Below are 26,064 nucleotides of genomic sequence, written 5' to 3'. Positions count from 1 at the left end.
CTCCTGTCATGGGTTGGGCGGTCGTGGGAGCGCTTCCATCGACAGAGACTACGATGCGCCAAGGTCGTAATGGAAGGAGGTGATGGCGATGGGTGTACGGCTGGGCCTGTCCGGGCCGCTGCAGATCCATTGACTTCCATTTTGGGGCTCCCGTAGGGTCGTAACGACAGCCTTCGATGGCGACGCGGTGACCTGGAGCCGGCATCGTGTTCGCCCCGGGCGAAGGCGAGCAGGGCCGCCCTGGCGAGCCCGCCCGTGGTGCGCGCGTGGCTCGAGCCTCGCCAGCCAGCGTCCCCGCTCCAGTCGATCCCCCTGCGGCGTGATTCGGCGCACGCCTGTCCGCACCTCACGACAGAAAGCGAGCCCTCGAATCATGTTCCGAAGATTGGCCTTCGGCCTGGTCATGGTGTTGGCCACGATCAGCTTCAGCGCCGTGCCGGCCCAGGCCCAGGCGGACTTCACCGTCCTGGTCTTCAGCAAGACCGCCGGGTTCCGGCACGACTCGATCCCGGCCGGCATCGCCGCCATCGAGCAGCTCGGCGCGCAGCACAACTTCACCGTCGAGACCACCGAGGACGCCGGCCAGTTCACCACCGCCAACCTGTCCCGGTTCCAGGCGGTCATCTGGCTGTCGACCACCGGGGACGTCCTCAACGCCAGCCAGCAGTCGGCGTTCGAGAGCTTCATCCGAGGAGGCGGCGGCTACGCCGGCATCCACGCGGCGGCCGACACCGAATACGACTGGCAGTGGTACGGCAACCTGGTCGGCGCGTACTTCGCCAGCCACCCGGCGAACCAGAACGCCACCGTACGGATCGAGGACAGCTCGCACCCGTCGACCGCCGGGCTGCCGACCGCGTGGAACCGCTACGACGAGTGGTACAACTACCGGACCAACCCACGCTCGGACAACCACATCCTGGCCACCGTGGACGAAAGCACGTACACCGGCGGCACGATGGGCAGCGACCACCCGATCGCCTGGTGCCGAGGCTACGACGGTGGCCGCTCCTGGTACACCGGCATGGGCCACACCAACGAGAGCTTCAGCGACGCGAACTTCCGCAGCCACGTGCTGGGCGGCATCCAGTACGCCGCGCAGGGCACCGGCAACTGCTCGACCAGCCAGACACCACCCGGCTACAGCCAGGTCACCCTGGCCAAGGGCGTCGCCGAGGTCGGCGAGCCGATGGGCATGACCGTGCTGCCCAACCGGGGCGTGCTGCACACCTCCCGCGAAGGCACCATCCGCTACACCGACGCGGCCGGCAACACCAAGGTGGCGCTGACCATCCCGGTGTACACCCACGACGAGGAAGGGCTGCAGAGCATCGAGGCGGACCCCGACTTCGCCACCAACCGCTGGGTGTACGTGTACTACTCGCCGCCACTGAACACTCCGGGCGGCGACGCGCCGTCGACCGGCTCGGCGTCGCAGTTCGCACCGTTCGACGGCTACAACCGGCTGTCCCGCTTCACGGTCAACGCCGACCACACCCTGGACCGGTCGTCGGAGGTGACGGTCCTGCAGGTCCCGACCAGCCGGGGCATGTGCTGCCACGTCGGCGGTGACATCGACTTCGACGCGGACGGCAACCTCTACCTGTCGACCGGAGACGACACCAACCCGTTCGACTCCAGCGGCTACACGCCGATCGACGAACGGTCCAACCGCAACCCGGCGTACGACGCGCAGCGTACCGCCGGCAACAGCAACGACCTGCGGGGCAAGGTGCTGCGGATCCGGCCGAGTGCAAACGGTGGGTACACCATCCCGGCCGGCAACATGTTCCCGGCCGGCACGGCGAACACCAAGCCGGAGATCTACGCGATGGGCTTCCGCAACCCGTTCCGGATGTCCGTGGACAAGGCGACCGGCGTCGTCTACCTCGGCGAGTACGGGCCGGACGCCAGCACCGCCGACCCCAACCGCGGGCCGGCAAACCACGTCGCGTTCGAACGCATCGCCCAGCCCGGCTTCTACGGCTGGCCGTACTGCTCGAACTACAACACGCCGTACATCGACTTCACGTTCCCGTCCGGCCCCTCCGGCGCACCGTTCAACTGCTCCGGCGGGCCGGTGAACAACTCCCCGAACAACTCCGGCATCACCCAGCTGCCCCCGTCGCAGCGGGCCTGGCTGCCGTACGGTGGCGAGCAGAACCCGCCGGAGCTGTGCTGCGGCAGCCTGTCACCGATGGACGCCGTGGTCTACAACTACGACGCCTCGCTCGCCTCCGACGTGAAGTTCCCGGCGTCGATGGACGGCAAGGTGTTCATCGGCGAGTTCGGCCGGCGGTGGATCAAGACGGTCACGGTCACCGGCTCCGGCGGGGTGGGCACGATCGACCCGTTCCCGGACTACACCGGCACCCAGGTGATGGACCTGGAGTTCGGCCCGGACGGCGCCCTCTACGTGCTCGACTACGGCACCGGCTGGGGCAGCGGTGACGCCAGCTCGGCGGTGTACCGCATCGAGTACAGCTCCGGCGGCGGCCGATCGCCGATCGCCGCCGCGTCCGCCGACCCGACCACCGGTACCGCGCCGCTGACCGTGCAGTTCAGCTCGGCCGGGACCAGCGACCCGGACGGTGACGCCATCACGTACGCATGGGACTTCACCACGGACGGCAGCACCGACTCGACGCAGCCGAACCCGTCGTACACGTACACCAGCAACGGCGAGTTCACGGCGACGCTCACGGTGCGCGACAGCACCGGCCGCAGCGCCACCGCGAGCGTGGTGATCGGGGTGGGCCGGCCGACGGTCACCCTCGACCTACCGCGCAACGGCCGGCTGTTCGACTTCGGGGACGCCATCCCGTTCGAGGTGACGGTCACCGACCCGGACGCGTCGACGATCGACTGCAGCCGGGTGAAGGTCAACTATCTGCTCGGGCACGACAGCCACGCCCACGGCATCTCCAGCGCCACCGGCTGCTCGGGCACCCTGCAAACCACCGAGGACGGCGAACACGACCCGAACGCGAACATCTTCGGAGTCATGATCGCCGAGTACACCCCGGCGGGCGAGACCATCCCGGTGACCTCGGCGCAGACGGTGCTGCAGCCCCGGACCCGCCAGGCCGAGCACTACGGCGACCAGCAGGGCACCACCCTGGTGGATAAGGCCTCCGCACACGGCGGTAGCGCGGTCGGCTACATCGAGAACGGCGACTGGATCTCGTTCACCCCGTACAACCTGGCCGGAGCCACGTCGTTCACCGCCCGGGTCGCCTCCGCCGGCTCCGGCGGCACCATCTCGCTGCGGACCGGCTCGGCGTCGGGACCCGTCATCGGTACGGCCACCGTGAGTCCGACCGGCGACTGGGAGACCTGGACCACCGTCACCGGCACGCTCACCCCACCCAGCGGTACGCAGAACCTGTTCCTCGTCTTCACCGGTGGCTCCAGCTACCTGTTCGACGTCGACGAGTTCACCTTCCGTGGCAGCGGCACGACCCCGCCGCCCACGACGGCGCCACCGACCACGGCACCGCCCACCACAGCGCCACCGACCACCGCACCGCCGACGACCGCGCCGCCGACCACGGCCCCGCCCACGACGGCGCCACCGACCACGCCGCCGCCCACCGGGCCGTCGTGTTCGGTGACGTACTCGGTGATCGGCCAGTGGCAGGGTGGCTTCCAGGGTGAGGTGCGGGTCACCGCCGGATCGACGTCGATCAGCGGCTGGACGGTCACCTGGACGTTCAACGGCGGGCAGACCGTCAGCCAGTCCTGGAGCGCGACTGTCACGTCGAGCGGTGCCAACGTGACCGCACGCAATGTCTCCTACAACGGGTCGCTCGGCGCCGGAGCCAGTACGACATTCGGCTTCATCGGCTCGGGCAACAGCGGAGCCAACGTGTCTTCGCTGAGCTGCACCGCCAGCTGATCAACGAGGCTGCGCGGCGCCCACCAGGTGGTGGGTGCCGCGCAGCTTTCGTCTGCCGGCCGCAGCGTCACTCCTTCGGATCAGGGTGCCGCGAGGTGCCAGAGTGGCATCACAGTGATGCCAAGATGGCTTGCTGGTGGTGCCATCCTGTGCCATGATGGCGTCATGGACCTGACGTCGTACGTGAGCAACCTCGGGCGGGAGTTCGCCACCCTCGCCGAAACCGGCGGAGACGAGGCGCGGGCGCTGGTCGAGCGCCTGACCGGGTCGCTCGAGTCGGCGATCCGGATGACCCTGCTGGACGCGCTGTCGGCCGCCGCCGACGAGATCACCCGCGACCTGGCACCCGGCTCGGTGGAGTTGCGGCTACGCGGCCGCGACCCGCACTTCGTCGTCACCACGCCACCCGCCGAACCGACCGGACCCGCCGGCGGGGACGCCTCGGCGGCGACGGCCGACGGCCCACCCGACAACGACCTGCTGATCACCGAGGACGGCCCGGTGACGCGGATCAACGTACGCCTGCCCGAGCAGCTCAAGGCCGCGGTCGAGGAGGCCGCCGCCAAGGAGGGGCGCTCGGTCAACGCCTGGCTGGTCCGGGCGGCAGCCGCCGGTCTGCAGCGGCCCGACCGGGACCGGCGCCGCGACGAACGCGGCACCGGGAAACGGAGCACGCAGACCTTCACCGGTTGGGTGCGCTAGCCGCACCGCCCCCTCCCACTCACCGTCCACCTTCCACACCTCGCGTCCCCGACCTGCGGGGACGGCCCACCAACCCATGATGCGGGGACAACCATGCCTACTTTCGACACGCCCGAACCGATCTCCGTCACCGTCGAACTCGGCAGCGGCAACGTACAGATCGCCGCGACCCAGCGCACCGACACCGTCGTCGAGGTCCGCCCCAGCGACGCAGCCGACGACTCCGACGTGGCCGCCGCCGCCCGGGTACGCGTCGACTACGCCAACGGCACCCTGCGGGTCACTGCCCCGAAATCACCCGCCTTCGACTTCTCCCGCCGGACCCGGTCCGTCGAGGTGTTCATCGAACTGCCCAGCGGCTCCCAGGTCTCCGCCGAACTGCAGCTGGGCGACGTCCGCTGCACCGGACGGCTCGGGCAGTGCCGGGTCAAGACCGCCGCCGGAAACGCCTGGCTGGAGCTGACCGGCCCGCTGCGGGTGGACACCGCGGCCGGTCACGTCACCGTCGACGGCGTCACCGGCGACGCCCGGATCGCCACCGGCTCCGGCAAGATCCAGCTCGGCGAGATCGACGGCACCGCCGTGGTCAAGAACTCCAACGGCGAGACCACCATCGACGCGGTCACCGGCGACGTACGGGTGCGGGCGGCCAACGGCGACATCCGCGTCGAACGGGCCGGCGCCGGCGTCAACGCGAAGACGTCCAACGGCAGCATCCGCCTCGGCGAGGTGGCGCGCGGCTCGGTCGTGCTCGGCACCGCCATGGGCAACCTGGACGTCGGCATCGCCGAGGGCACCGCCGCCTGGCTGGAAGTGAAGACCGACTTCGGGCAGGTTCACAACCTGCTGGAGACCGCCACCCGGCCCGACGACGCCGACGAGACCGTCGAGGTACGCGCCCGCGTCTCCTACGGCGACATCACCATCCGCCGCTCCTGACCCACTCGAAGAGAGGGACACCATGACCTCCATGCATCCCCGGCCGGCGATCGCCGCTACCGGGCTCCGCAAGGCGTACGGCGATCACGTCGTGCTCGACGGCATCGACCTGCACGTACCGGCGGGAACGGTCTTCTCGCTGCTCGGCGCGAACGGCGCCGGGAAGACCACCACGGTCAAGATCCTGTCCACGTTGATCCGACCGGACGCCGGGGACGCCCGGGTCGCCGGGCACGACCTCACCCGCGACCCCGACAAGGTACGCGCCGCGATCGGCGTCACCGGCCAGTTCTCGGCGGTGGACAATCTGCTCACCGGCGCGGAGAACCTGCGGCTGATGGCCGACCTGCACCACCTCGGCCGGGCCGACCGGCGGCGGCGCGTCGCCGGACTGCTCGACCAGTTCGACCTGACCGAGGCGGCCGGCAAACCCGTGTCGACCTACTCCGGCGGCATGCGGCGGCGGCTCGACCTGGCGATGACCCTGGTCGGCGACCCCCGGGTGATCTTCCTCGACGAGCCGACCACCGGGCTCGACCCGCGCAGCCGGCGCACCATGTGGCAGATCGTCCGGGACCTGGTCGCCGACGGCGTCACCATCTTCCTGACCACCCAGTACCTGACCGAAGCCGACGAGTTGGCCGACCGGATCGCGTTGCTCGACCACGGGCGGGTGGTCGCCGAAGGGACCGCCGAGGAGCTCAAACGCCGCATCCCCGGCGGGCACATCCGGCTGCGCTTCGCCGACCAGCGACGCCTCGACGCGGCCACCCGCGTGCTCGGCCAGACACCCGCAGTGCTTGGCCAGACACCCGCAGCGCTCGGCCAGGCATCCCACTCACTCGGTCAGGTCGCCCGCGACCACGACCCGCTCGCTCTGCGGGTGCCCAGCGACGGCAGCCTGCAGGCGCTGAAGACCCTGATCGGTCGGCTCGACGACCACGCTGTCGAAGTCGACGAACTGTCCGTACACACCCCCGACCTCGACGACGTCTTCCTCGCCCTGACCGGCGACCCCACCGACGACAAGGTGACCACCCGATGAGCGCCTACGCCCTGACCGGCCCGACCACCGCCGCCGCCGGCCGGCGTACCCACCCGCTGCGCGACTCGGTGACGATGCTGCGCCGCAACCTCAGACGCATGCTGCGCTACCCGTCGATGACCGTGACCCTCGTCGGGATGCCCGTCGTCTTCCTGCTGCTGTTCGTCTACGTGTTCGGCGGCACCCTTGGCGCCGGGCTCGGCGAGCTCGGCGCGACGATGTCCGGCGGGCCGCTTCCCGGCGGCGGGGCCGGCGGGCGCGCCGCGTACGTCAACTACGTGGCACCGGCGATCATCCTGATGACCGTGACGGCCACCGTCCAGGGGACGGCGATTTCGATCGCCATGGACATGACCGAAGGCATCGTCAGCCGATTCCGTACGATGCACATCGCCCGCGTCTCGGTGCTCACCGGGCACGTCCTGGGCAGCATGATCCAGGCGGTGGTCAGCCTGGCGGTCGTCATCGGCGTGGCGCTGCTGGTCGGCTTCCGGCCCACCGCCGGGCCGGTCGGGTGGCTGGCCGCCGCCGGTTTCCTGCTGGTGGTGACCTTCGCGCTCGTCTGGCTGTCCGTCGCGCTCGGCCAGGTGAGCCGCAGCGTCGAGACGGCCAGCAACCTGCCGATGCCGCTGATCCTGCTGCCGTTGCTCGGCAGCGGGTTCGTCCCCACCGACTCGATGCCCGCCGGGCTGCGCTGGTTCGCCGAGTACCAGCCGTTCACCCCGATCATCGAAACCCTGCGCGGCCTGCTGATGGACGAGCCGGTCGGCAGCAACGGGTGGATTGCGCTCGCCTGGTGCGCGGCCATCGCGCTCGGCGGATACCTCTGGTCGAAACGGCTGTTCAACCGCGAGCCCTGACCCCTGGCCGGCCGGCCAGGGGTCAGGCTGGGCGGGTCGTCGCGTCATGCGGCGCGAGAAGCCGCCGGACCTGTGCGGCTTCGGACCGCATCCCGAGGCTCAGGAACAGGCCCAGCGCCTCCTGCCAGTCGTACCGGGCGGCGGCGGACTGGCCGAGCAGGTGCAGGACCAGGCCGGATTCGCGGAGGCTTTCAGCCAGGCTCTGCCGCCGGCCCAGTTCACGCAGGACGGCGGCTGCGGCGCGCTGGTCGGTCAGCGCCTCCTGGTAGCGCTGCTGGAGGCGGCGCACCATGCCCCGCTCCAGGTGGACCTTGGCCTGGCCGAAGCGATCGCCGACGCTGTGGTACGTCTCCAGACACTCCTGCAGTACCGTGACCGCTACGTCGTAGCGCTCGGTGTCCCGGTAGAGGCTGGCCAGGTTGGTGAGCCCGATAACCTGCCCGTAGCGGTCGCCGAGCTCCCGGAAAAGCTCCATGCCGCGCTCATGGGCGCGCTGGGCCTCGTCGTACCGGCCGAGCAGACGCCACACCAGGCCCATGTTGCCCAGGTTCATGGCCTGGCCGCGCAGGTCGCCCAGCTCTTCGTTGGCGGCCAGGCACCTCTGGTAGCACATCAGCGCCTCCTGGTTGCGTCCCTCGGCCTGGTGGACGTTGCCCATCAGCGCCAGCGCCTGGGCGTGGCCGTGCCGGTCGCCCATGGCGCGGTGCCGGGCGATCGCTTCCCGCAGGTGCTCGGCGGCCTCGTCGAACCGTTCCAGCTGGCACAGCGCCGCGCCCATGTCGGTGTGGGCGACGGCCAGCGCGGAACCGTCGTCGCTGCGTGCGGCCACCTCCAGCACCAGGTTGTTGATGGCCGACACATCGCCCCAGGAGTTGCGGACCCGGTGGAAGGCGTACAGGCCCTGGCCGAGCTGGATCACCAAACTGGCCGGCACAGCCGGGTTCGCTGCGGCCTGGCGCAATGCCACCAGGTGGTTGCCGCGCTCGTCGTCGAGCCACCGCAGCGCCGAGCCGGGGTCCGGGAACGCGGTGGCGTCGCCTGTCCACCGGTCTCCCACGGTCTCCGGGCGGCGGTCTCCGGGGCGCAGCAGAGGGTAGGTCCCCCAGACCGTGCCGACGTACCACCCGATGGCCCTGGTGAGTGCCGCGGCCCGCTCGGCGCCACGCAAGGAGATGGTGGCCTGCTCACGGCCGTACAGGCGAATGAGGTCGTGGTGGTGGTAGCGGCCGGGCACCTCGCTGTCCAGCAGGCTCGCGTCGACGAGTCGGTCCAACGCCCGGGTGGCCACAGTCAGGGGCCGGTCCATGAGCCGGGCGGCGAACATGTCGCTGACGTCGGGCCCGTCCCAGATGCTGAGTGTCGCGATCGCGGTCGCGGCGTCCCGGTCGACGGTGTCGGAACTGCCGCGCAGTTCCCGGTGGGACAGGGCGATGCTCGCGCGGACGCTGAGGTCGGCCAGCTCCAGTTCGTCGAGGCGGCGCTGCTCGTCGGCGAGCCGGGCGGCGAGGTCCCGCACCGTCCACCCGGAGTGGGCCGCCAGTCGCGCGCCCGCGATGCGCAGCGCCAGCGGGAACCGGCCACACCAGTGGACCAGCTCCCGCGCGGCCTGCGGATCGGCGGCGATGCGCTCGTTCCCGACGGTCCGGGTCAGCTGGGCGAGGCCCTCCTGCTCGGTGAGGGGTTCCAGTTGGATGTGGTGCGCCCCGTCGAGGGCGCTCAGCATCCGGCGGCTGGTCACGATCACGCCGCATCCGCCGCCGCCGGGCAGCAGGGGCGCGACCTGGGCGGCGTCGCGTGCGTTGTCGAGCACGACGAGCAGACGCAGGTCGGCGACCGCCGAACGGAACATCGCCGCGGCCTCGTCGGCATCCATCGGCAGCCGGACCGGTGCGGCGTCGAGCGCCCGCAGGAACCGGTGCAGGGCTTCGAGCGGGCTCACCGGGGCGAGACCGGCGGTAGCGCCGCGTAGGTCGGCGTAGAGGACCCCGTCGGGGAACCTGTCGGCGAACCGGTGGGCGGCGTGTACGGCCAGGGCCGACTTGCCGATGCCGCCGACCCCTTGCAGTGCGACCACCGCCACGGGACCGGTGGCGCCGGTGCCGAACAGCCGCCGTATCGTGGCCAGCTCCTGGTGACGGCCGGTGAAGGTGGGCACGTCGCGGGGCTGTTGACGCGGTCGCGGGCGCGGCCCGGCGGCGGTCGACGCTGGCGCGTCCCGCAGTGCGGCCTGGTGCAGCGCCTGCAGCGCGGCGCCCGGCTCGAGGCCGAGCTCGGAGACGAGGCGGTCGCGAAGCTCCCGGTAGGCGTCCAGAGCCTCGGCACGCCGGCCGGCGTGGGTCAGTGTGGTGATCAGCAGCCCGGCGAACCGCTCCCGGAACGGGTGCTCGGCGACCAGTCGGCGCAGCTCCGGGACGAGCCGGTCGGCCTCGCCACGGGCCAGCTCGCGCTCGATGCAGTCGGCGTGCACACAGAGGCGCCGCTCGTCGAGCCCGACCGCCTCCGCATCGAGGGTCCCGCCCCGCAGGCCGGCGAGTGCGGGGCCCCGCCACAGCGCGAGCGCCTGCCGGTACATTGCGACGGCGGTCGCGTCGTCGGGTGCCGTGGCGGCCTGCCGGACGAGGCTGTCGAACGCGAGGGCGTCGACCTGCTCCGGCGCGACCCGCAGCAGATAGCCGGCGGTGAGGGTGTCGACGGCACCACCTGCGCGGGTGAGCGTGGCCCGAAGGCTGGCGATGCGGTTGAGGACCTGTCGGCGGGCGGTCCTCGGCGGATCGCCGTCCCATGTGGCTGCGATCAGCGCGTCAACCGATACCGGGCGGTTGGCGTTGAGCAGCATCGCGGCCAGCAGCCGCTGGGACCGAGGCCCGCCCACTGGTATGTCGCGGCGATCGGCGCATATCTGGAGCGGGCCAAGGATCCGGTACTCCACCTGGCATCCCCCCGAAGCGCCAAAGTGGCGACACGTTATCTATCCCTTGTGAACAAGTCAACACTTCCACCGATGACGCAACAGTGCACCGTCGATGTTACCGCCGTCGATGCTGAAACGGTCCGTCACGGAGGAGCGGTGGCCGCGGTCCGGCTCCGGCATCCCCGTGTCAACGTCCGATCCCACGGAGGGGCCGATGAGCCGCCTTGTCGACGTACCGTTCACCACCGATCTGCACCTGCGCCTGCTGCTGAGCGTCGATCGTGGTCACAACGTGCAGCGCGCGGTGCGGGCGGCGACCCGCCCCGGCGACCTCGTTCTCGACGCCGGAACCGGTAGTGGTCTGTTGTCGTTCGTCGCCCTGCGGGCCGGAGCTGTCAGCGCGGTGGGAGTCGACCGGCAGCACCTGGAGCTGGCCCAGGCGGTGGCGGAGAAGAACGGCCTGGCCGACCGGATGACGTTCCTGCAGGCAGACCTGATGGACCTGGATCTGCCGCCGGCTGTCCTCGAAGCCCGCTTCGACCTGCTGCTGGCCTTCATCTACACGAACCATCCGCTGATCGACGAGGCCCGCTCCCGCATGGTGTTCGAGCTGCGGGACCGATTCTGCGTGCCCGATGCCCGCATCGTGCCGGGGGCGGTGCGCTACAGCGTCGCCGCGTGCGAGCGCCTGGACTGGGACCTGTTCACCGAGCGGGCCGACCTGGACGCCTCCGCCGACGTGCTCCGCAGCGTGTACGGGTTGGACTTCCAGCCGTTGATCGACAGCACCAAGCAGGAGTTGCCGATCAAGCGGAGCCGACCTACCGATCCGGCCGCGACGGCCTGGCGGCCACCCACCTCGATGGCGTCGGTCCGCTTCGACCGGCGTAACCTGCGGCTGCTCAGCGACACCGACACCTTCCACATGATCGACTATTCGGCGCCGTCGTTCACCGGCTTCCCCGGCGAGGCACGGCTGCGAGCAGCGGTACCGGGACGGGTTTCAGGTCTGTTGTGGACGCAGGAGCTGCTCTACGACGGGCAGCCGGTGTGGACCACGGAGACGTACAGCCCCCTGGCGGCACCACTGGCGGTCTCGACCGGCGACACCATCGTGGCGCGTACCGGCGAGCAGTGGCGGGCCACCAACACCGTGCCTGCCCAGGTCGAGCGCGGATGAGCGTCGCCGTCGCACGCACCGACGTCACCGCGACGGCCGGCCTGAGCCACCACACCGGCTGCCCCATCGAATGCGTGCTCGGCGCTGTCGCCGCCATCGCGGCCGGCGCCGAGCAGGGCACCGAGGCGGCCACGGTCGAGGCGACCGTCATCACCGGTAACCTGACCCACCGGCACCGCTACCGGCTAACCGGCGCGCCCTCGCCGCGGGCGCTGCTGGCGCAGCGCGGCACGCGCATCGCCGAGGGCGTCGACGCGGTGCCGGTCACTGTCGAGGTGCGTGACGACGGCGACCTGCTGTACGCCACCGCCGGCACGCACGGGCCGGAGCCGGGCTGGCTGTCGCGGCTGCCGGTACTGATGCGCGGCTGCGCAACGAGCCCTGACCTCCCGATCGACTCGTTGAGCCTGCTCGACGCCGACGAACGCGCGCTCGTCGAGGACAAATGGAACGACACGGTGCGGCCGTACCCGAGCGACACCACGGCATCGCACCTGATCGCGGCGCAGGCCCTGCGCACACCGGCCTCCGTCGCGCTGATCTCCGGCGACGAGACGCTGACCTACCGGCAGCTCGACACCGCCGCGCACCGACTCGCGGACCGGCTGCGCCGTACCGGTGCGGGACCCGGTGACATCGTCGGCGTGCATCTGCAACGCGGGATGCTGCAGGTGGTCGCCATGCTGGCGGTCTGGAGGGCCGGTGCGGCCTGGCTGCCGCTCGACCCCGCCTACCCCCACCGGCGGCTGGAGTTCATGCTCACCGACAGCGGCGCCACGATCGTGCTCACCGACGCCGAAACATCCACCCCGCCCGCCGGGCTGCACGCCGGCCGGGTGCTGCTGCCTCTCCACCACGATCTGCTGCACAGCGACCCGGACCGCGACCCGGACCGCGACCCGGCGGCGGGCCATGAGCGCGACGCCGCCCCGGGCGGCACCGCGTACCTGATCTACACCTCCGGGTCGACAGGCGCGCCGAAGGGCGTCGACGTGCCGCACTCGGCGCTGCTCAACCTGCTGTACGGGGCCGTGGAACTGATCGGCCTCGGTCCAGCCGACGCGCTGCTGTCGGTGACGTCGCTGTCCTTCGACATCGCCACGCTCGAACTGCTGACGCCCCTGCTGGTCGGCGGACGGGTGGTCATCGCCGGCCCGGACGACGTGCGCGACGGCGCCCGGCTCGGGCAGCTGCTGCGCCGCAGCGGGGCCGGCGTCATGCAGGCCACCCCGACGACCTGGCAGATGCTGCTGGCTGCGGACCCCGACCTGCCGCCGCTGATCGCGCTCTGCGGCGGCGAGCCCATGCCGCCGGCGCTGGCCCACCGGTTGGTGGTGCGGGCCCGCACGGTGTGGAACATGTACGGACCGACAGAAACGACGGTCTGGTCGACCGCGGCCCGCATCGGAACCCAGGACGCCGACCGCCCGACGATCGGCCGCCCGCTGCCGAACCAGAGCGTCTACGTCACCGACACCCACCTCCGGTCGGTCCCGGTCGGCTGGGTCGGCGAGCTGTGCATCGGCGGCGCCGGGCTCGCCCGGGGATACTGGAACCGCCCCGAACTGACCGCGCAGCGGTTCTGCGTCGACGCGGCCGGACGCCGGCTCTACCGCACCGGTGACCTGGCCCGCCGGTTGCCGGACGGCCGACTGGAAATCCTCGGCCGGGACGACCAGCAGATCAAGATCGCTGGATTCCGGGTGGAGCCCTGGGAGGTGGAGGCGGCGCTCGCCGGGCTGCCCGGCGTCGAACGCGCCGTGGTCACCGCCGTGGACGGGCCGGACGGCACGAAGGAGCTGGCCGCCTGGGTCGTGCCCGCCGACGGCACCGTCACGGTCGCCGACATCCGGACTCGGCTGGCGCGGGTCCTGCCGCCGTACCTGGTGCCGTCCCGCGTGACCCTCAGCGCAAGCCTGCCGCTGCTGCCCAACGGCAAGATCGACCGTCCGGCACTGCGCCGTACGCCGGTGACCACCGCGTCCCCGGCGGAGGTGCAACCCCCAGGCACCGTGTCCCCGGCGGAGGTGCAACCCCCAGGCACCGTGTCCCCGGCGGAGGCGCAACCCGCGGCGGAGGCCGATGGCCCGGCGGCGCACCCCGCCGCGCCTTCCGAAGCCCGCGACCACGACGACACTCTGCACACCGCCATGGCCGCCATCTGGGCCGACGTGCTGGGCGTCGACCCGGTCGACCCGGACGACGACTTCTTCGGCATCGGTGGATCGTCCCTGCGCGCGGGCGAACTGATCAACCGTCTCCAGCGGATGAACCCCGCCGGCGATGTGCTCTACGTACGCGCCCTGTTCGACGCCCCGACCCTGCGCGCCTTCTGCACCTACCTGGCCGCGCAGTACCCGGCGCTGGCGGCCCACCTCGCCGGTGCGCCGCAGACCGCCACCACCAGCCGCCCGGACACGGCGATCACCGGTGCCGACCTGCGACGGTTCCGCGCCATCGTCACCGGCGCCGAGCCGGCGCCGGCCGCCGGACCGACACTGCCCCGCGCAGCCTTCATCCTGTCCGCCCCACGGTCCGGGTCCACCCTGCTGCGCGTGCTGTTGGCCGGCAGCAGCCGGCTCTTCGCCCCGCCGGAACTGGAACTGCTCGGCTTCGACACGATGGCCCAGCGCACGGCCGCGCTCGGCGGCAGCCACCGGTACGCCACCGAAGGTCTGCTGCGCGCCGTCATGGACCTCGACGGCGGCACCGCCGCCCAGGCAGCCGAACGCCTCGCCGAACTGGCCGACCGGCCGGTCGGTGACACCTATCGCTACCTGCAGTCCGGCGCGCGGGGCAGGCTGCTGGTCGACAAGACGTCCACCTACGCCGTGGACGCCGCAGCGATCCGCCGCGCCGAGACGCTCTTCGACCAGCCGTACTACATCCACCTCGTCCGGCATCCGGGCGGCATGATCGACTCGTTCCTGCGGGCCCGGATGGAGCAGGTGTTCCGCCACCCGCACGCGTTCACCCCGCGTGAGCTGGCCGAGCTGACCTGGCTGACCGCCAACGACAACGTCACCGCCGCACTCGCCGACGTGCCGGCCGACCGACGCATCCTCGTCCGCTACGAGGACCTCGTCGCCGACCCGCAGGAAGTGCTGACCCGGCTCGCCAACTTCCTCGGCGTACCCCTCGAACCGGCCATGCTGGACCCGGCCGCTGCCGCCGCCGGTCGGACGACCAGTGGCCTGCACCCGCAGTCGCGCATGCACGGCGACCCGACGTTCGACCCGGACCGCGGCGTCGACGCCACCGCCGCCGGGCGCTGGCGGCACGCGTTCGACCCGGAAACGCTGTCGCCGGCCACGACGGCACTGGCCCGCGCCCTGGGGTACCGGCGTGAGGACCGGCCCGCCGAGCCGCGGACCGCACCGCTGAGCACCCACCAGCGCGGCATCTACCTGCACGAACAGATCAGCGGTGTGCGTACGCTCTACAACATCTGCAAGGCGTGGCGCCTCGTCGGCGACCTCGACCCCGCCATGCTGCGCGCCGCCGTGCAGCGCGTCGTCGACCGGCACGAGGCGCTGCGTACCGCCGTGACCGATGTGGACGGCACGCCGACGCAGCGGGTGCGCACCGACGTGGCGGCGTCGTTCACCCAGCGGCGGCTGCCGGCTGCTGCCGGACCCGACGGACTGCGGGCCGCGCTGGAGGAGTTCGCCGCGCAGACCCTCGACCTCGAAACCGGGCTGGTGCTGCGCGCGGTGCTCATCGGGCTTGGCCCTGGCGAGTGGGCGTTCGGGCTGCTCGTGCACCACGCGATGGTCGACGGCTCGTCGCTGGCCGCCGTGCTGCGCGACATCTCCGCCGAGTACGCCGGAGTCCTGGCCGCCCGCGCGCCCACCCCGGCACCGCCGGCACACTTCATCGACGTGCTGCCGGACCCGGCCGGACCCGGCCCCGACCCGGCGGACGTGGCCTACTGGCGCCACACGCTCGACGGCGCGCCGGCGCTGCTGCCGCTGCCCACCGAACGGCCCCGGCCGGCCCGCAAGGCGTACCGCGGCCGCCGGGTGCCGGTGTCGTTCGACGGCCCGGAGTGGCAGCGGGTCGGCGAGTTCGCCCGCCGCCACGGCGCGACGCGGTTCATCGTCCTGCTGGCGGTCTTCAAGACGTTGCTGCTGCGCTACGTCAACAGCGCCGACTCGCCGGGGATCGGCGTGGGCACCGCCTTCGTGCAACGCCCCGAGGACGAGGACCGGGACAATCAGGTCGTCGGCATGTTCACCGGCAACCTGCCGCTCTACACCCGGCTCGCGGGTGACCCCACGTTCGCCGACTTCCTCTCCACAGTGCGGGAAACCTGCCTGGAGGCGTTCGAGCACCACCGGATGTCGTTCGAGGACATCGTGCGGGAGCTGGGCGTGCCACGCGATCCCGGATACTCACCGCTGGTGCAGGTACTGTTCACCTCGGAGCCGCCCGAGGCGCAGCAGCTCCGGCTCGCCGGAGTGGAAGCCGAGCGCCTGGACGTGCAGTGGCGTACCGCGAAGTACGACCTCACGGTCAGCCTGATCACCGCTGACGAGGCGCTCGGCGGCTGGTGGGAGTACGACGCGGACCTGTGGGACGAGGCCCAGGTCCAGGGCATGGCCCGGCACTTCGTACGGCTGCTGCGCCAGGTCGTGCGCGATCCCGGCCGGCCGCTCGGCGACTACCAGCTGCTCGACGACGCGCAGACCGCCGAACTGCTACGCGCCGGCGCCGGCCCGGCACAGCTACGGCGCTTCCTGCCCGTCGAAGCAGCCGTGCGCCGGCACGCCCAGGAGCGCCCGGACGCCGTCGCCGCCCGCGACGGCGACACGACGCTCACCTACGCCGACCTCGACGCGCTGTCCGACCGTTGGGCCGGCCAACTCATCGAGCAGGGCATCGGCGCGGAAACGATCGTCGCCGTGCTGACCGGTCGCACCCCGAACTTCGTCACCGCCTGCCTGTCGGTGATGAAGACCGGCGCGGCGTACCTGCCGATCGACGCCGGCACCCCGGCGGAACGCATCCGGTTCATGCTCCGCGACAGCGGCACCGCCGCTGCGCTGGTCACCACGGCCACGGCCGACCTGGTACCGGCCGACGTCGCCACCCTGGTCATCGACGGACCGCAGTCACCCGGGGAAACTGAGGCACCGGCCCGAAAGCGGGACATCGAGCCGGCCGACCTCGCCTACGTCATCTACACGTCCGGCTCGACCGGGCAGCCGAAGGGCGTGCTGGTCGAACACGGCGCGCTGGACAACTTCGTGGCCTGGTTCACAGAAGAGTACGGACTCGGGCCGCAGGACCAGTGCACACAGACGGTCAACGCCGGCTTCGACGCCTGCGTGATGGAGCTGTGGCCGTGCCTCGCCGTCGGCGCGACACTGCACTTCGCCCCCGCCGCTGTCCTGACCGACCCGGCCGGCATGTGGAACTGGCTGCGGGACATCGCCGCGACCGTGAGCTTCCTGGTCACCCCGCTGGTCGAGACGATGCTGGCCGAGCCGGTGCCTGACGGCCTGGCCCTGCGGACCGTCATCACCGGCGGGGACCGGCTGCATCGGCAGCCCGCGCTGGGCGGGTGCGGCTTCACACTGATCAACGGGTACGGCCCGACGGAGAACACGATCCTGTCGACGGTCGCCGTCGTGCAGCCGGACGACCCGTACGACCGGCAGCCGCCGATCGGGCGACCGGTGCCGGGCACCACCGCGTACATATTGGACGACCGGCACCGGCCGGTGCCGCCCGGCGTCGAGGGCGAACTCTACGTCGGCGGAGTACAGGTCGCCCGCGGCTACCTGAACCAGGACGAGCTGACCCGCGACCGTTTTCTGCCCGACCCGTTCGGCCCACCCGGCGGGCGGCTCTACCGGACCGGTGACCGCGTACGCCAGCGCGCCGACGGGCAGATCGACTTCGTCGGCCGGATCGACGACCAGGTCAAGATCCGCGGGTTCCGCATCGAACTCGGCGAGATCGAGGCGGCACTGCGGCAGCTCCCCGCAGTCGCCGACGCCGCCGTGGTCGTCACCGGCACCGGCACCGGCCGTCGGCTGACCGCCTTCGTCACCGGCGCCGTCGGGTCCGCCAGCACGGTCGGCGAGCACCTGCGCCGCACCCTGCCCGGCTACATGGTGCCCAGCGTGACCATCGTGCTGGACAGCCTGCCGTTGACCCACAACGGCAAGGTCGACCGCCGGCGGCTGCGGGCGCAGGCGGACGACGGGCCCGCCCACACCGTCACCGAGCCGGCCACGCCGCTGGAAGCTCAGCTGCTGCCGCTGTGGCGACGGGTGCTGGGCACCGAACAGCTCGGCGTCACCGACTCGTTCTTCGAACACGGCGGCCACTCGCTCAACGCCATGCGTCTGGCGTCGGTGATCCGCCGCGAGACCGGCCACCACATCCGGCTGCCGCTGCTCTTCCAGGCCCCGACCGTCCGCGACATCGCCCGGGTGCTCACCGCCGAGCAGGACACCCGCCGGCATCTGATCCGACTGCAGGCCGGCGGCGGTCGTACGCCGCTGATCTGCGCACACACCTCGGACGGCACGGTACTGCCGTACGCGCCGCTGGTTGGCTTCTGCGGGCCGGACCGGCCGGTCTGGGGCGTACAGGCCGAGCCTGTGCCGCCCGGCGGGCACCGGTCGCTGACCGAGATGGCGGCCGCGTACCTCGACGAACTGCGCACCGAGGGTGTGCCCGGCCCCGTCGACCTGCTGGGCTGGTCGTTCGGCGGGCTGCTGGCGTACGAGATGGCGCGACAGGCCGTCGCGGCCGGCACGCCGGTGCGTCGGGTCGTGCTGCTCGACGCCGAGCCGCTGACCGGCGACGTGATCACCGACGAGGAGGCCATGCTGCGGGAGTTCACGCTGCAGCTGCGCCGCCGGGCCGGCGCGGCCGACACCGGTGAACCACCGGGCAGCTGGCCCGAGCTGGTGAGCGCCGCCCGACGGCTCGGATGGATCGATGCGGAGGTCGCCGAGCAGGAGCTGCGGGCCACCTACGACACGTTCCGCACCCACGTCCGGCTCGGCCAGGCGTACCGGCCGGAACCCGCCGACCTGCCGCTGCTGCTGGTCACCGCCACCGACCGCGCCCCGGACGTACGACGCGCGCAGGTCCGGGCCTGGCGGCAACTCACCGGACGGGACATCGAAGTGGTCGAGATTCCCGGCGACCACTTCGACATGGTCGGCGCCGCAGCGCTGCGCCGCGTCGCCCAACTGCTGAACATTGAGGAGAGGCTGGCCCCGTGACCACCGCAGAGACCGGGTCGACCGCCCAGCAACAGACATCGACACGCGCCTGGCTGGGCCTCGCCGTGCTGCTGACCGGCACATTCGTGGCCCAGGTGGACTTCTTCATCGTCAACGTCGCGATCCCGAGCGTGCAGGCCGACCTCGGCGCGACCCTGTCGCAGGTGCAGCTGATCGCGGTCAGCTACGGCGCCGCCTACGCCGTCGCGGTCATCACCGGCGGCCGGCTCGGCGACCTGTACGGCCGCAAACGCATCTTCATGATCGGCGTCACCGGCTTCGCCGTCGCATCCCTGCTGTGCGGCACCGCCACCGACGCCTGGGTGCTCATCGGCGCCCGGGTCGTCCAGGGAGCGGCGGCCGCGCTGCTGATGCCACAGGCGATCGGATCGCTGCACGCGATGTTCGCCGGCCAGGCCCGGGAGCGCGCGTTCGCCGTCTTCGGCGTCTCCATGGGAATGGCCTGGGTCAGCGGCATCGTGCTCGGTGGCCTCCTGCTCAGCGCCGACATCGCCGGGCTCGGCTGGCGCGCGATCTTCCTGATCAACGTGCCGCTCGCCGCCGTCGCCCTCACCGGCGCCGCGCTGACGCTCACCGAGTCACGCCGCCCCGCCGCCCCACGACCGGACCTGCTCGGCATGGCGACCCTGGCCGTGCTTCTCGGCCTGCTCATCGTCCCGCTGATCCTCGGCCGTCAGGCCGGCTGGCCGGCCTGGAGCATCGCCGGGTTCGCCCTCTCCGCAGTGGCCACCGTGGTCTTCGTGGCCGTGGAACGGCGCGTCCTGCGCCGCGGCGACGATCCGGTCCTCTCGCCGGACCTGTTCCGCGACCGCACCTTCCGGCTGGGCCTGACCGTCATCGTGGTGTTCTTCCTCGGCCCGCCCGGATTCTTCCTGCTCACCACGCTGTATCTACAGGTCGTCGCAGGATTCACCGCGTTGCAGGCCAGCCTGAGCCTGCTGCCGTTCGGCGTCACCTTCGTGCTGACCTCGCAGTTCATCAACCGGGTCAAACGCCGCCTCGGCGATTGGACGATCGTCCTCGGCTGCGGTGTGATGGCCGTCGCCGTCGCCGGACTCGCCACCGTCGTGCACACCACCGGGGAACAGATCACGCTGGCCGCCCTCGTCCTGCCGGTGCTGCTGCTCGGCACCGGCCAGGCTCTGGTCACCACGCCGCTGTACGAGATGCTGCTGCGCAACGTCCGCCGAGAGATCGCCTCGACGGCGTCAGCCGTGTTCACCACCGTGCAACTGGTCGCCCAGTCGCTGAGCGTCGTGATCGTCACCATCATCTTCGCGGCGTTGGCGCAGGCCAGGCTGGATCAGGCGCTGCCTGCCGACGGCGACGGCGAGGGCGCCACGCGGCCGGCCGTCGTCGCCTGCGCCGATGAGGGCTTGACCGACTTCACCGCCGGCACCCGCGTCAGCTGCCCCGACGCGCCGCCGACGACACGCACGGCGGTCGAGGCCGAGGCCCGCGCGGTGACCGCCGTGGCCGCCCGGCAGGCGTACGTCGGCACGTTCGCCTTCAATCTGCTGGTGCTGGTGGTGAGCGGCGCCGTCGTCGCCCGCCGTGCCCGCCGGTGACGTTGCGCTCTGGTCGGCGGACGCCGTGTCACCTCACCGGGTCGGGATCACTGGTCGAGCTTGATGCCTCAGGTGCATCAAGATGCACCTGAGGCATCAAGCCACGGAAGCATCATGGGTTTCCTGGCTCGGGTACGCGGCACCTCGCTCACAGCCGGTCGCCGGCGTTCGCGTCGGTGGTGCGGTGGCGATGAGGGTCGCGGTGACCGTGAGCAGCCCGGCCAGCCACGCCATCGGGCGCAGGCCGACCATCGTGAAGCCGAGCCACGGCGGCGCCCACGGGTCGCCGCCGGTGATCGCCGCATGGCTGGTGGCCAGCCCGCCCACCGCCAGAGCGGGCAGGCTCAAGACGGCGGCAGCCCCGAGCAAGGAGACGGTGACGGCTCGGACCCAGGCGCGTCCTGTGGTGTGCGCATCGAGCTGCCGGAGGACAAACAACGTGGCGATCAGGGCGACGAGGAACCCGGCGACCGCCAGCGGCCAGACCCACCACGGCCGCGCGCGGCCAACGTCGATCACGAAGCTCGTGGCGTCCCGCGCAGACAGCCGCACGGCGACACCGTCCCGGGTCGCCGTGAAAGCGTCGTAGTCACCTCGGGCGCGGAATCGCCCGGCATCCCAACCGGCAGCCGTGAGCCGGTCGACCGCCTCGCTGACCAGACGGCCGTCGGCGGTTGACGCCGGACCGAACGGCAACGGCACCCTGACGGTCCCGGCGACGTAGCCGTCACCTCCGACGAGCAGGGTCCAGTCACCGTCGACAGCCGGCGGAAACCCGTGCCGGTCACCGTTTCGGGTTGGCTCACCCGCCTCGACGCCGGGAAACGCGACAGCGGCCACCTGTCGGGCTGCCGCCGTGTCGGTGGTCGGCCCTGCCGTCTGCCAGCCCAGCCACGAACCGAATACGGCACCGACAAGGCCGGCCAGCGTCGCAAGAATCAGATAAGCGATCTTCACCTTGTGTCCAGCGGGTAGAGGCGCAGGTCAATTAGATTTGGTGACCAAGTTTCAGTCCGGTGCGGTTCCGTTTGTCCGGGGACAGGACGACAAGGGCGAAGAGATCGAGGACCCCGGGTTTCAGTCCGGTGCGGTTTTCGTGTGCTCGGGGACCTCAGGCGGGTCAGCTCACAACGAGGTGTGATTGGCCCGTTTCAATCCGGTGCGGTTTTCGTGTGCTCGGGGACCAGGGGGTCGCATACGACCCCCGCGTGTACGGGAGGTTTCAATCCGGTGCGGTTTTCGTGTGCTCGGGGACATGGCCAAGGAAGAGAAGCCGAAGGCCGAGAAGCCGAAGGTTTCAATCCGGTGCGGTTTTCGTGTGCTCGGGGACACGCCGTTGATGGCCTCGCCTCTGAGGGGAAGAAGGTCAGTTTCAATCCGGTGCGGTTTTCGTGTGCTCGGGGACCGTGTCCGGAATGTCGGGCGGTCTGACCTGCGGAAACAAGGGCTCTCGGGGGCAACCTCCTGTTGATCATGATCTTGGGAAGCTGCTAGATGATCTCTGGCGGGCATGTTTTCGCAGCTCAGGTTTACTTTGGGATCTTTCCGCCAACCTACCCCGGATCCCGGGCGTGTCGGGGGTTGTCGCAACGGGCATTCCGGACCAATCACCTCCCTGGGTGGCCCTGGTGGGTCTGCCACGCTCCAGTCTATTCGCTCGTCCACAGTGACGGAATAGGGGAGTGGGTGGGGCGGCGGTGGGTTTCCGCCGCCCCACCCACTCCCCGGATACCCGGGCTATCCGGGCGGTTCCGATAGGAGATCGTCCAGCCACTCGACACCGGCACCGGCGACGAGGACCGCGAGGATTTCCAGCCGCCTACGGGCTGTGTCGGCCGGCAGCCGCAGTCGTCGTGCGCAGGACTTCTCCAGATCGACGGCGGACCGTTCGAGCGCGACATCGCACATCTCGGCGAGCAGCTTCGGCAGCCCGCTGCGGCGTACGGCCGGGTTGGCCAGCAGCCGCAGCAGCACCTGGCGGCGGCGATGCCGTCGGGGAGTGTCGCCGGGGTCGGCGTACCGCTCGGCCGGGTCGCCCGGGGCGGTGCCGCGGATCGGCCGGGCACCCGGCAGGTCGTCGCACGGGTCGAGTCGATCGGCGCGGCGGTGCAGTGCGGCGGCGACGTTCGCCTCGTAGAAACTCGGGTTGATCTGCCGGAGCAGGTCGACGGCCGCCGTCAGACGCAGGCGTACCTGCTGGTCGGTGAGTCCGTGCTTAGCCGCCGCGTGCGGGATCCGCCACGGGTCGGCGACCTGGTCGCGCAGCCCGATCACGAAGCTGATCAGCAGGTCCAGGCCGACCGGGTCGGCGGCCAGCGGCGCTGCCCAGCGGGCGGTGGTCAGGTCCCGTTCGGGGCGGGCGTGCATGCCGCGCGCGGTCGCCGACCTGCGGCGCAGTTCGGCGATGGCCTGGCGCTGGTCCTGGTGCACGAACTGCCAGTAGACGGCGCGTAGCCACGGAGCGATGTCGGCGTTGGCCCGGTCCGGGTGGTGCGCGTAGCGGAGCAGGTCCGCACCGGCGGCGTCCGGGTCGACCCTCGACGCCTGTGGCCCGTAGAGGAAGGACACCACCTGGTTGATCTCCTCGATCCGGGTCGGGCCGCCGACGCCGGTGCCGCCGACGCCGGTGCCGGCGGTGCCGCCGGCGGTGCCGTGGTCGCTGGCGTTGCGCCGTAGTCGGTCGAACTGGCGGCGGATGTGCTCGTCGCGTACGTCGGCGCAGTTGGCGCACAGGTGCAGCCACCGGTTGGCGGCGCGCGGGCTGTCGACGCAGTGGCTGGTGCCGTGCACGGTGCGGGCGATGACCATCCCCAGGTGGTGGGTCATGGCGCGGACGACGGCGAGGAAGAAGAAGGCGTACGTGTCGTTCGGGTCTTCCGGTGAGCGCAGTGCGGTGTCCATCGAGGTGCCTCCCGTTGCGACGCAGGAGAACAGCGGGGTGGATGAGCGGGCGGGCTGGGTGCCCGCCGGACGACACCGGTGTCGTGATGTGGTGGGAGCGACCGCCCAGGGCGCCGGCCCGCGGGCCGTGGACGATGGTCGCGGCAACCAGTGAGTCTAACTCCTGGTGTTCATGCGAATACCATACGTGTGGTTACTCGATGGTAGCAACTGGAGGTCGATCCGAGGCCGGTGACCGTCCACACACGTCCACCTGGTGGACTGCGCTGCCACTTCGTCCATCTGCTCCAGGTAGGAGCAACCCCGGCAACCGGAGGACGACATGGGCAAGACGATCAGGATCAACGGGGTCGACGTACCGGTAATCGACGACATGCTGTCCGGCCGCGACATCAAGCGGGCGGCCGGCCTGCCGCAGGAGCGGGTCCTGGTCCGCCAGGACGACGACCGCAACGTCATCGTCCCCGACGACCAGCGGATCCGCGTCGCCGATCAGCAGCAGTTCACCCACCACGCCCGGCACTCCAAGGCGATGACCACGCTCGACCCGAGGCGGCTGCGCATCCGCCACGAAGCCGCCCAGCTCGCGTACGCGTACCCGGGGCTGACCGTCGCCGACGACGAATCCTGGCTGCACATCCCCGAGTTCCGGCTGCCGCCGCACTGGGAGCCGGACCGCACCACCGTGCTGATCGTGCCACCGGCCACCTACCCGGAGACCGCCCCGGACGGCTTCTTCCTCGGTGACCATCTGCGCCGCCGTGACGGCCGCGCGCTCGTGCAACCCGCCCACTACTTCTCGGCGTACAAGAACCGTTACGCCGAGCTGGGCTACCGCTGGTACTGCCTGGAAGACCCCGAACGCAACTGGGATCCGCGCTTCGACTCGCTGGTCAGCTACGTCGAGGCGATCCGCACCTACCTCGGCACGGTCGACTGATGACCTGCGTGCTGCGGATCAGCCACGACACCTGGGACACCGTACGGCGGCATCTGCGCGACAGCGACGACGAACGCGGCGCCTACCTGCTGGCCCGCGCCGGCCGGTGGACCAACCCGTGGGGCACCGGAGCCGTCACCGACCTGCTGGTCACCCGGGCCATCCCGATCCCGGACGACGCGCTGTCGGTGCAGAACGGCGTACGGATCGAAGTCGCCGCCTGGCTGACCCGGGAGGTGCTGATCGCCTGCTTCGAGACCGGCCTGTCCCTGGTCGACGTGCACAGCCATCCGTTCGCCGACGACACCGTCAGATTCTCCGGCCTCGACGTGGAGAACATGCGCCAGACGCACACCGAGTTCCTCGACCGGATGCCGGCCGCGCCGCCGGTCGGGGTGGCGTCGCTGGTGCTCGGGCAGGCGTCGGTCGCCGGCGCGTACACCGACCCGGACGACGGGACGCTGCGGATGCTCGACCGGTTGGTGCTGCTCGGCGACGACGACCTGACCGAGGTGAAACTGTGCCGATTCTGACCACACCGATCCTGACCGCACCGGCCGGTGGGCCGGACCCGCAGGCCGGTGCCAACGGGCCGACCCCGGCGGACCGCTACGACCGGCAGGTTCGGGCGTTCGGTCCGCACACGCAGCGCCGGCTCGCCGAGCTGACCGTCGCCGTGGTCGGTCTTGGCGGCGTCGGCAGCCAGGTCGTCCAGTCACTGGCCCACCTGGGGGTGGGTGGGCTGCTGCTGGTCGACCCGGACACGGTCACCGCCACCAACCTGAACCGTCTGGTCGGTGCGAAGCCGGCCGACGTGGCGCGGGCGGCGACCAAGGTCACCGTCGCGGCCCGGACGGTCCGGACCATCAACCCGCAGGTACGGGTACGCGGCATCGCCGGCAGCATCCTCGATCCGGTCGTCTGGCAGCAGGTGCGCCCGGCCGAGGTGATCGTCGGCGCGGTCGACGGGCACGCGCCACGCTGGGCGGTGAACCGGCTGGCGGTGCAGTACGCCCGCTGCTATCTCGACGTCGGGGTCGAGCTGGGACCGGCACCCCGGCCGGAGCCGCCCGACGACCACAACCAAGAAGCCAATTCCCGGGTACGGCTGGAAGCCGGCGGGCATCTGGCGGTGGTCCGCCCCGGTGGCCCGTGTCTGCTCTGCCTGTCCGGCTACGACCCGCGTCTGGTGGACGCCGAGCTTGACCCGGGGTTGGCCGCTGCGCGCCGGGCGGCCGGATACCGGGTCGACGATCCGGCCGAGCCGACGCCCAGCGTGGTTTTCCTCAACCAGATCATCGCCGGGTACGCCGTCGGCGAGCTGCTGAACTATGTCTCGCCGTGGCGGTCACCGGTGCGGTACCTGTCGGTGGACGCGACGGCGAACGAAACGACGGTGCTGGACGCCGACCGCGACCCGGAGTGCCTGGCCTGCGGGCCGGACTCGCCCACGCGGGCTCAGCGACGCCGCGGGCCCACCGTCCGTGGCCCGGACGACCGCGCCTCCAGCGGCCCACGACGCTGCCGGAGCATCACCGAGCCCGAACACCCAGCCATCCCGATATCCGTCACCCGGCGAGCCAGGCCCGCGCAACGAGTCCCGCCACCACGACACCTGATCCCAGCCCGGCTAACGCCGGCTCTCGATAGAACCGATGCGATTTCGCGTGATCCCGTCACGGGATTCTGATCCCCTGACGGGATCACGCGCTGCCGTGCACCAAGGATCAATGCTGCACCGTCGTGGTACGCCACTCGCTGACACCCCGACAGGCATTTTGCTTGCCCAAATCCGGCGCGGTTTTCGTGTGTCCGGGGACCCACGGCGATCCCGGCGGCGCTCTTCACCTGG

General features: G+C 71.2%; 14 protein-coding genes and 2 CRISPR repeat arrays (1 of these 16 cut by a window edge). Of the genes, 11 read left to right on the top strand and 3 right to left on the bottom strand.

The window, feature by feature from the left end; genetic code table 11:
* The first annotated feature begins 373 nt into the window (after positions 1–373).
* The 5 genes from O7621_RS24995 (at position 374) to O7621_RS24975 (ending at position 7,444) form a co-directional block, all read left to right on the top strand.
* Positions 374–3,898, top strand: coding sequence for a ThuA domain-containing protein (locus tag O7621_RS24995; protein ID WP_282231498.1), 3,525 nt, complete (start codon positions 374–376; stop codon positions 3,896–3,898).
* 165 nt (positions 3,899–4,063) lie between these two features.
* Positions 4,064–4,600 (top strand): YlcI/YnfO family protein, encoded by a 537-nt coding sequence (locus tag O7621_RS24990; RefSeq protein WP_282231497.1) that lies wholly within the window; start codon positions 4,064–4,066, stop codon positions 4,598–4,600.
* A 93-nt stretch (positions 4,601–4,693) separates the two neighbouring features.
* On the top strand, positions 4,694–5,539 hold the full coding sequence (locus tag O7621_RS24985; protein ID WP_282231496.1) for a DUF4097 family beta strand repeat-containing protein: 846 nt from the start codon (positions 4,694–4,696) through the stop codon (positions 5,537–5,539).
* 22 nt (positions 5,540–5,561) lie between these two features.
* Positions 5,562–6,584, top strand: coding sequence for an ATP-binding cassette domain-containing protein (locus tag O7621_RS24980; protein ID WP_282231495.1), 1,023 nt, complete (start codon positions 5,562–5,564; stop codon positions 6,582–6,584).
* Positions 6,581–7,444, top strand: coding sequence for an ABC transporter permease (locus tag O7621_RS24975; RefSeq protein ID WP_282231494.1), 864 nt, complete (start codon positions 6,581–6,583; stop codon positions 7,442–7,444). The genes O7621_RS24980 and O7621_RS24975 overlap by 4 nt, the downstream gene beginning before the upstream one ends.
* A 22-nt stretch (positions 7,445–7,466) precedes the next feature.
* Here O7621_RS24975 and O7621_RS24970 read toward each other — a convergent pair whose 3' ends face one another.
* Positions 7,467–10,316 (bottom strand): BTAD domain-containing putative transcriptional regulator, encoded by a 2,850-nt coding sequence (locus O7621_RS24970; protein WP_282231493.1) that lies wholly within the window; start codon positions 10,314–10,316, stop codon positions 7,467–7,469.
* 253 nt (positions 10,317–10,569) lie between these two features.
* Here O7621_RS24970 and O7621_RS24965 point away from each other — a divergent pair, with 253 nt between their 5' ends.
* Genes O7621_RS24965 through O7621_RS24955 form a run of 3 tightly spaced genes read left to right on the top strand, consistent with a single transcriptional unit; the run spans position 10,570 to position 20,371 of the window.
* Positions 10,570–11,535 carry a 50S ribosomal protein L11 methyltransferase gene (locus O7621_RS24965; protein ID WP_282231492.1) on the top strand — a complete coding sequence of 322 codons (966 nt, stop codon included), beginning with the start codon at positions 10,570–10,572 and terminating at the stop codon, positions 11,533–11,535.
* Positions 11,532–18,782 carry a non-ribosomal peptide synthetase gene (locus tag O7621_RS24960; protein WP_282231491.1) on the top strand — a complete coding sequence of 2,417 codons (7,251 nt, stop codon included), beginning with the start codon at positions 11,532–11,534 and terminating at the stop codon, positions 18,780–18,782. The genes O7621_RS24965 and O7621_RS24960 overlap by 4 nt, the downstream gene beginning before the upstream one ends.
* Positions 18,779–20,371: an MFS transporter gene (locus O7621_RS24955; RefSeq protein ID WP_282231490.1), complete on the top strand. Its 1,593-nt coding sequence runs from the start codon at positions 18,779–18,781 to the stop codon at positions 20,369–20,371. The genes O7621_RS24960 and O7621_RS24955 overlap by 4 nt, the downstream gene beginning before the upstream one ends.
* Before the next feature lie 96 nt (positions 20,372–20,467).
* Here O7621_RS24955 and O7621_RS24950 read toward each other — a convergent pair whose 3' ends face one another.
* Positions 20,468–21,328 carry a hypothetical protein gene (locus O7621_RS24950; protein WP_282231489.1) on the bottom strand — a complete coding sequence of 287 codons (861 nt, stop codon included), beginning with the start codon at positions 21,326–21,328 and terminating at the stop codon, positions 20,468–20,470.
* 48 nt (positions 21,329–21,376) lie between these two features.
* A CRISPR array of direct repeats spans positions 21,377–21,776; the repeat unit is 36 nt; unit sequence GTTTCAATCCGGTGCGGTTTTCGTGTGCTCGGGGAC.
* A 332-nt stretch (positions 21,777–22,108) separates the two neighbouring features.
* Positions 22,109–23,272 carry a hypothetical protein gene (locus O7621_RS24945; RefSeq protein ID WP_282231488.1) on the bottom strand — a complete coding sequence of 388 codons (1,164 nt, stop codon included), beginning with the start codon at positions 23,270–23,272 and terminating at the stop codon, positions 22,109–22,111.
* A gap of 322 nt (positions 23,273–23,594) precedes the next feature.
* Between O7621_RS24945 and O7621_RS24940 the strand changes: the two genes are divergently transcribed.
* From O7621_RS24940 to O7621_RS24930, 3 genes are read left to right on the top strand one after another with little or no spacing between them, the layout of a single operon-like run.
* Positions 23,595–24,212: an E2/UBC family protein gene (locus O7621_RS24940; protein ID WP_281550654.1), complete on the top strand. Its 618-nt coding sequence runs from the start codon at positions 23,595–23,597 to the stop codon at positions 24,210–24,212.
* Positions 24,212–24,745, top strand: a complete 534-nt coding sequence (locus tag O7621_RS24935; RefSeq protein ID WP_282231487.1) for a hypothetical protein — start codon at positions 24,212–24,214, stop codon at positions 24,743–24,745. Before O7621_RS24940 ends, O7621_RS24935 begins: the two co-directional genes overlap by 1 nt.
* Positions 24,733–25,902, top strand: a complete 1,170-nt coding sequence (locus O7621_RS24930; RefSeq protein ID WP_282231486.1) for a ThiF family adenylyltransferase — start codon at positions 24,733–24,735, stop codon at positions 25,900–25,902. The genes O7621_RS24935 and O7621_RS24930 overlap by 13 nt, the downstream gene beginning before the upstream one ends.
* Positions 25,903–25,996: 94 nt before the next feature.
* Positions 25,997–26,064: a CRISPR direct-repeat array (repeat unit 37 nt); it runs 199 nt beyond the window's last position.

The organism is Solwaraspora sp. WMMD937, from assembly GCF_029581175.1.
Taxonomy (GTDB): domain Bacteria; phylum Actinomycetota; class Actinomycetes; order Mycobacteriales; family Micromonosporaceae; genus Micromonospora_E.
Note: the sequence above shows the minus strand (reverse complement) of the source record. Positions and strands in the feature narration are given on the sequence as shown.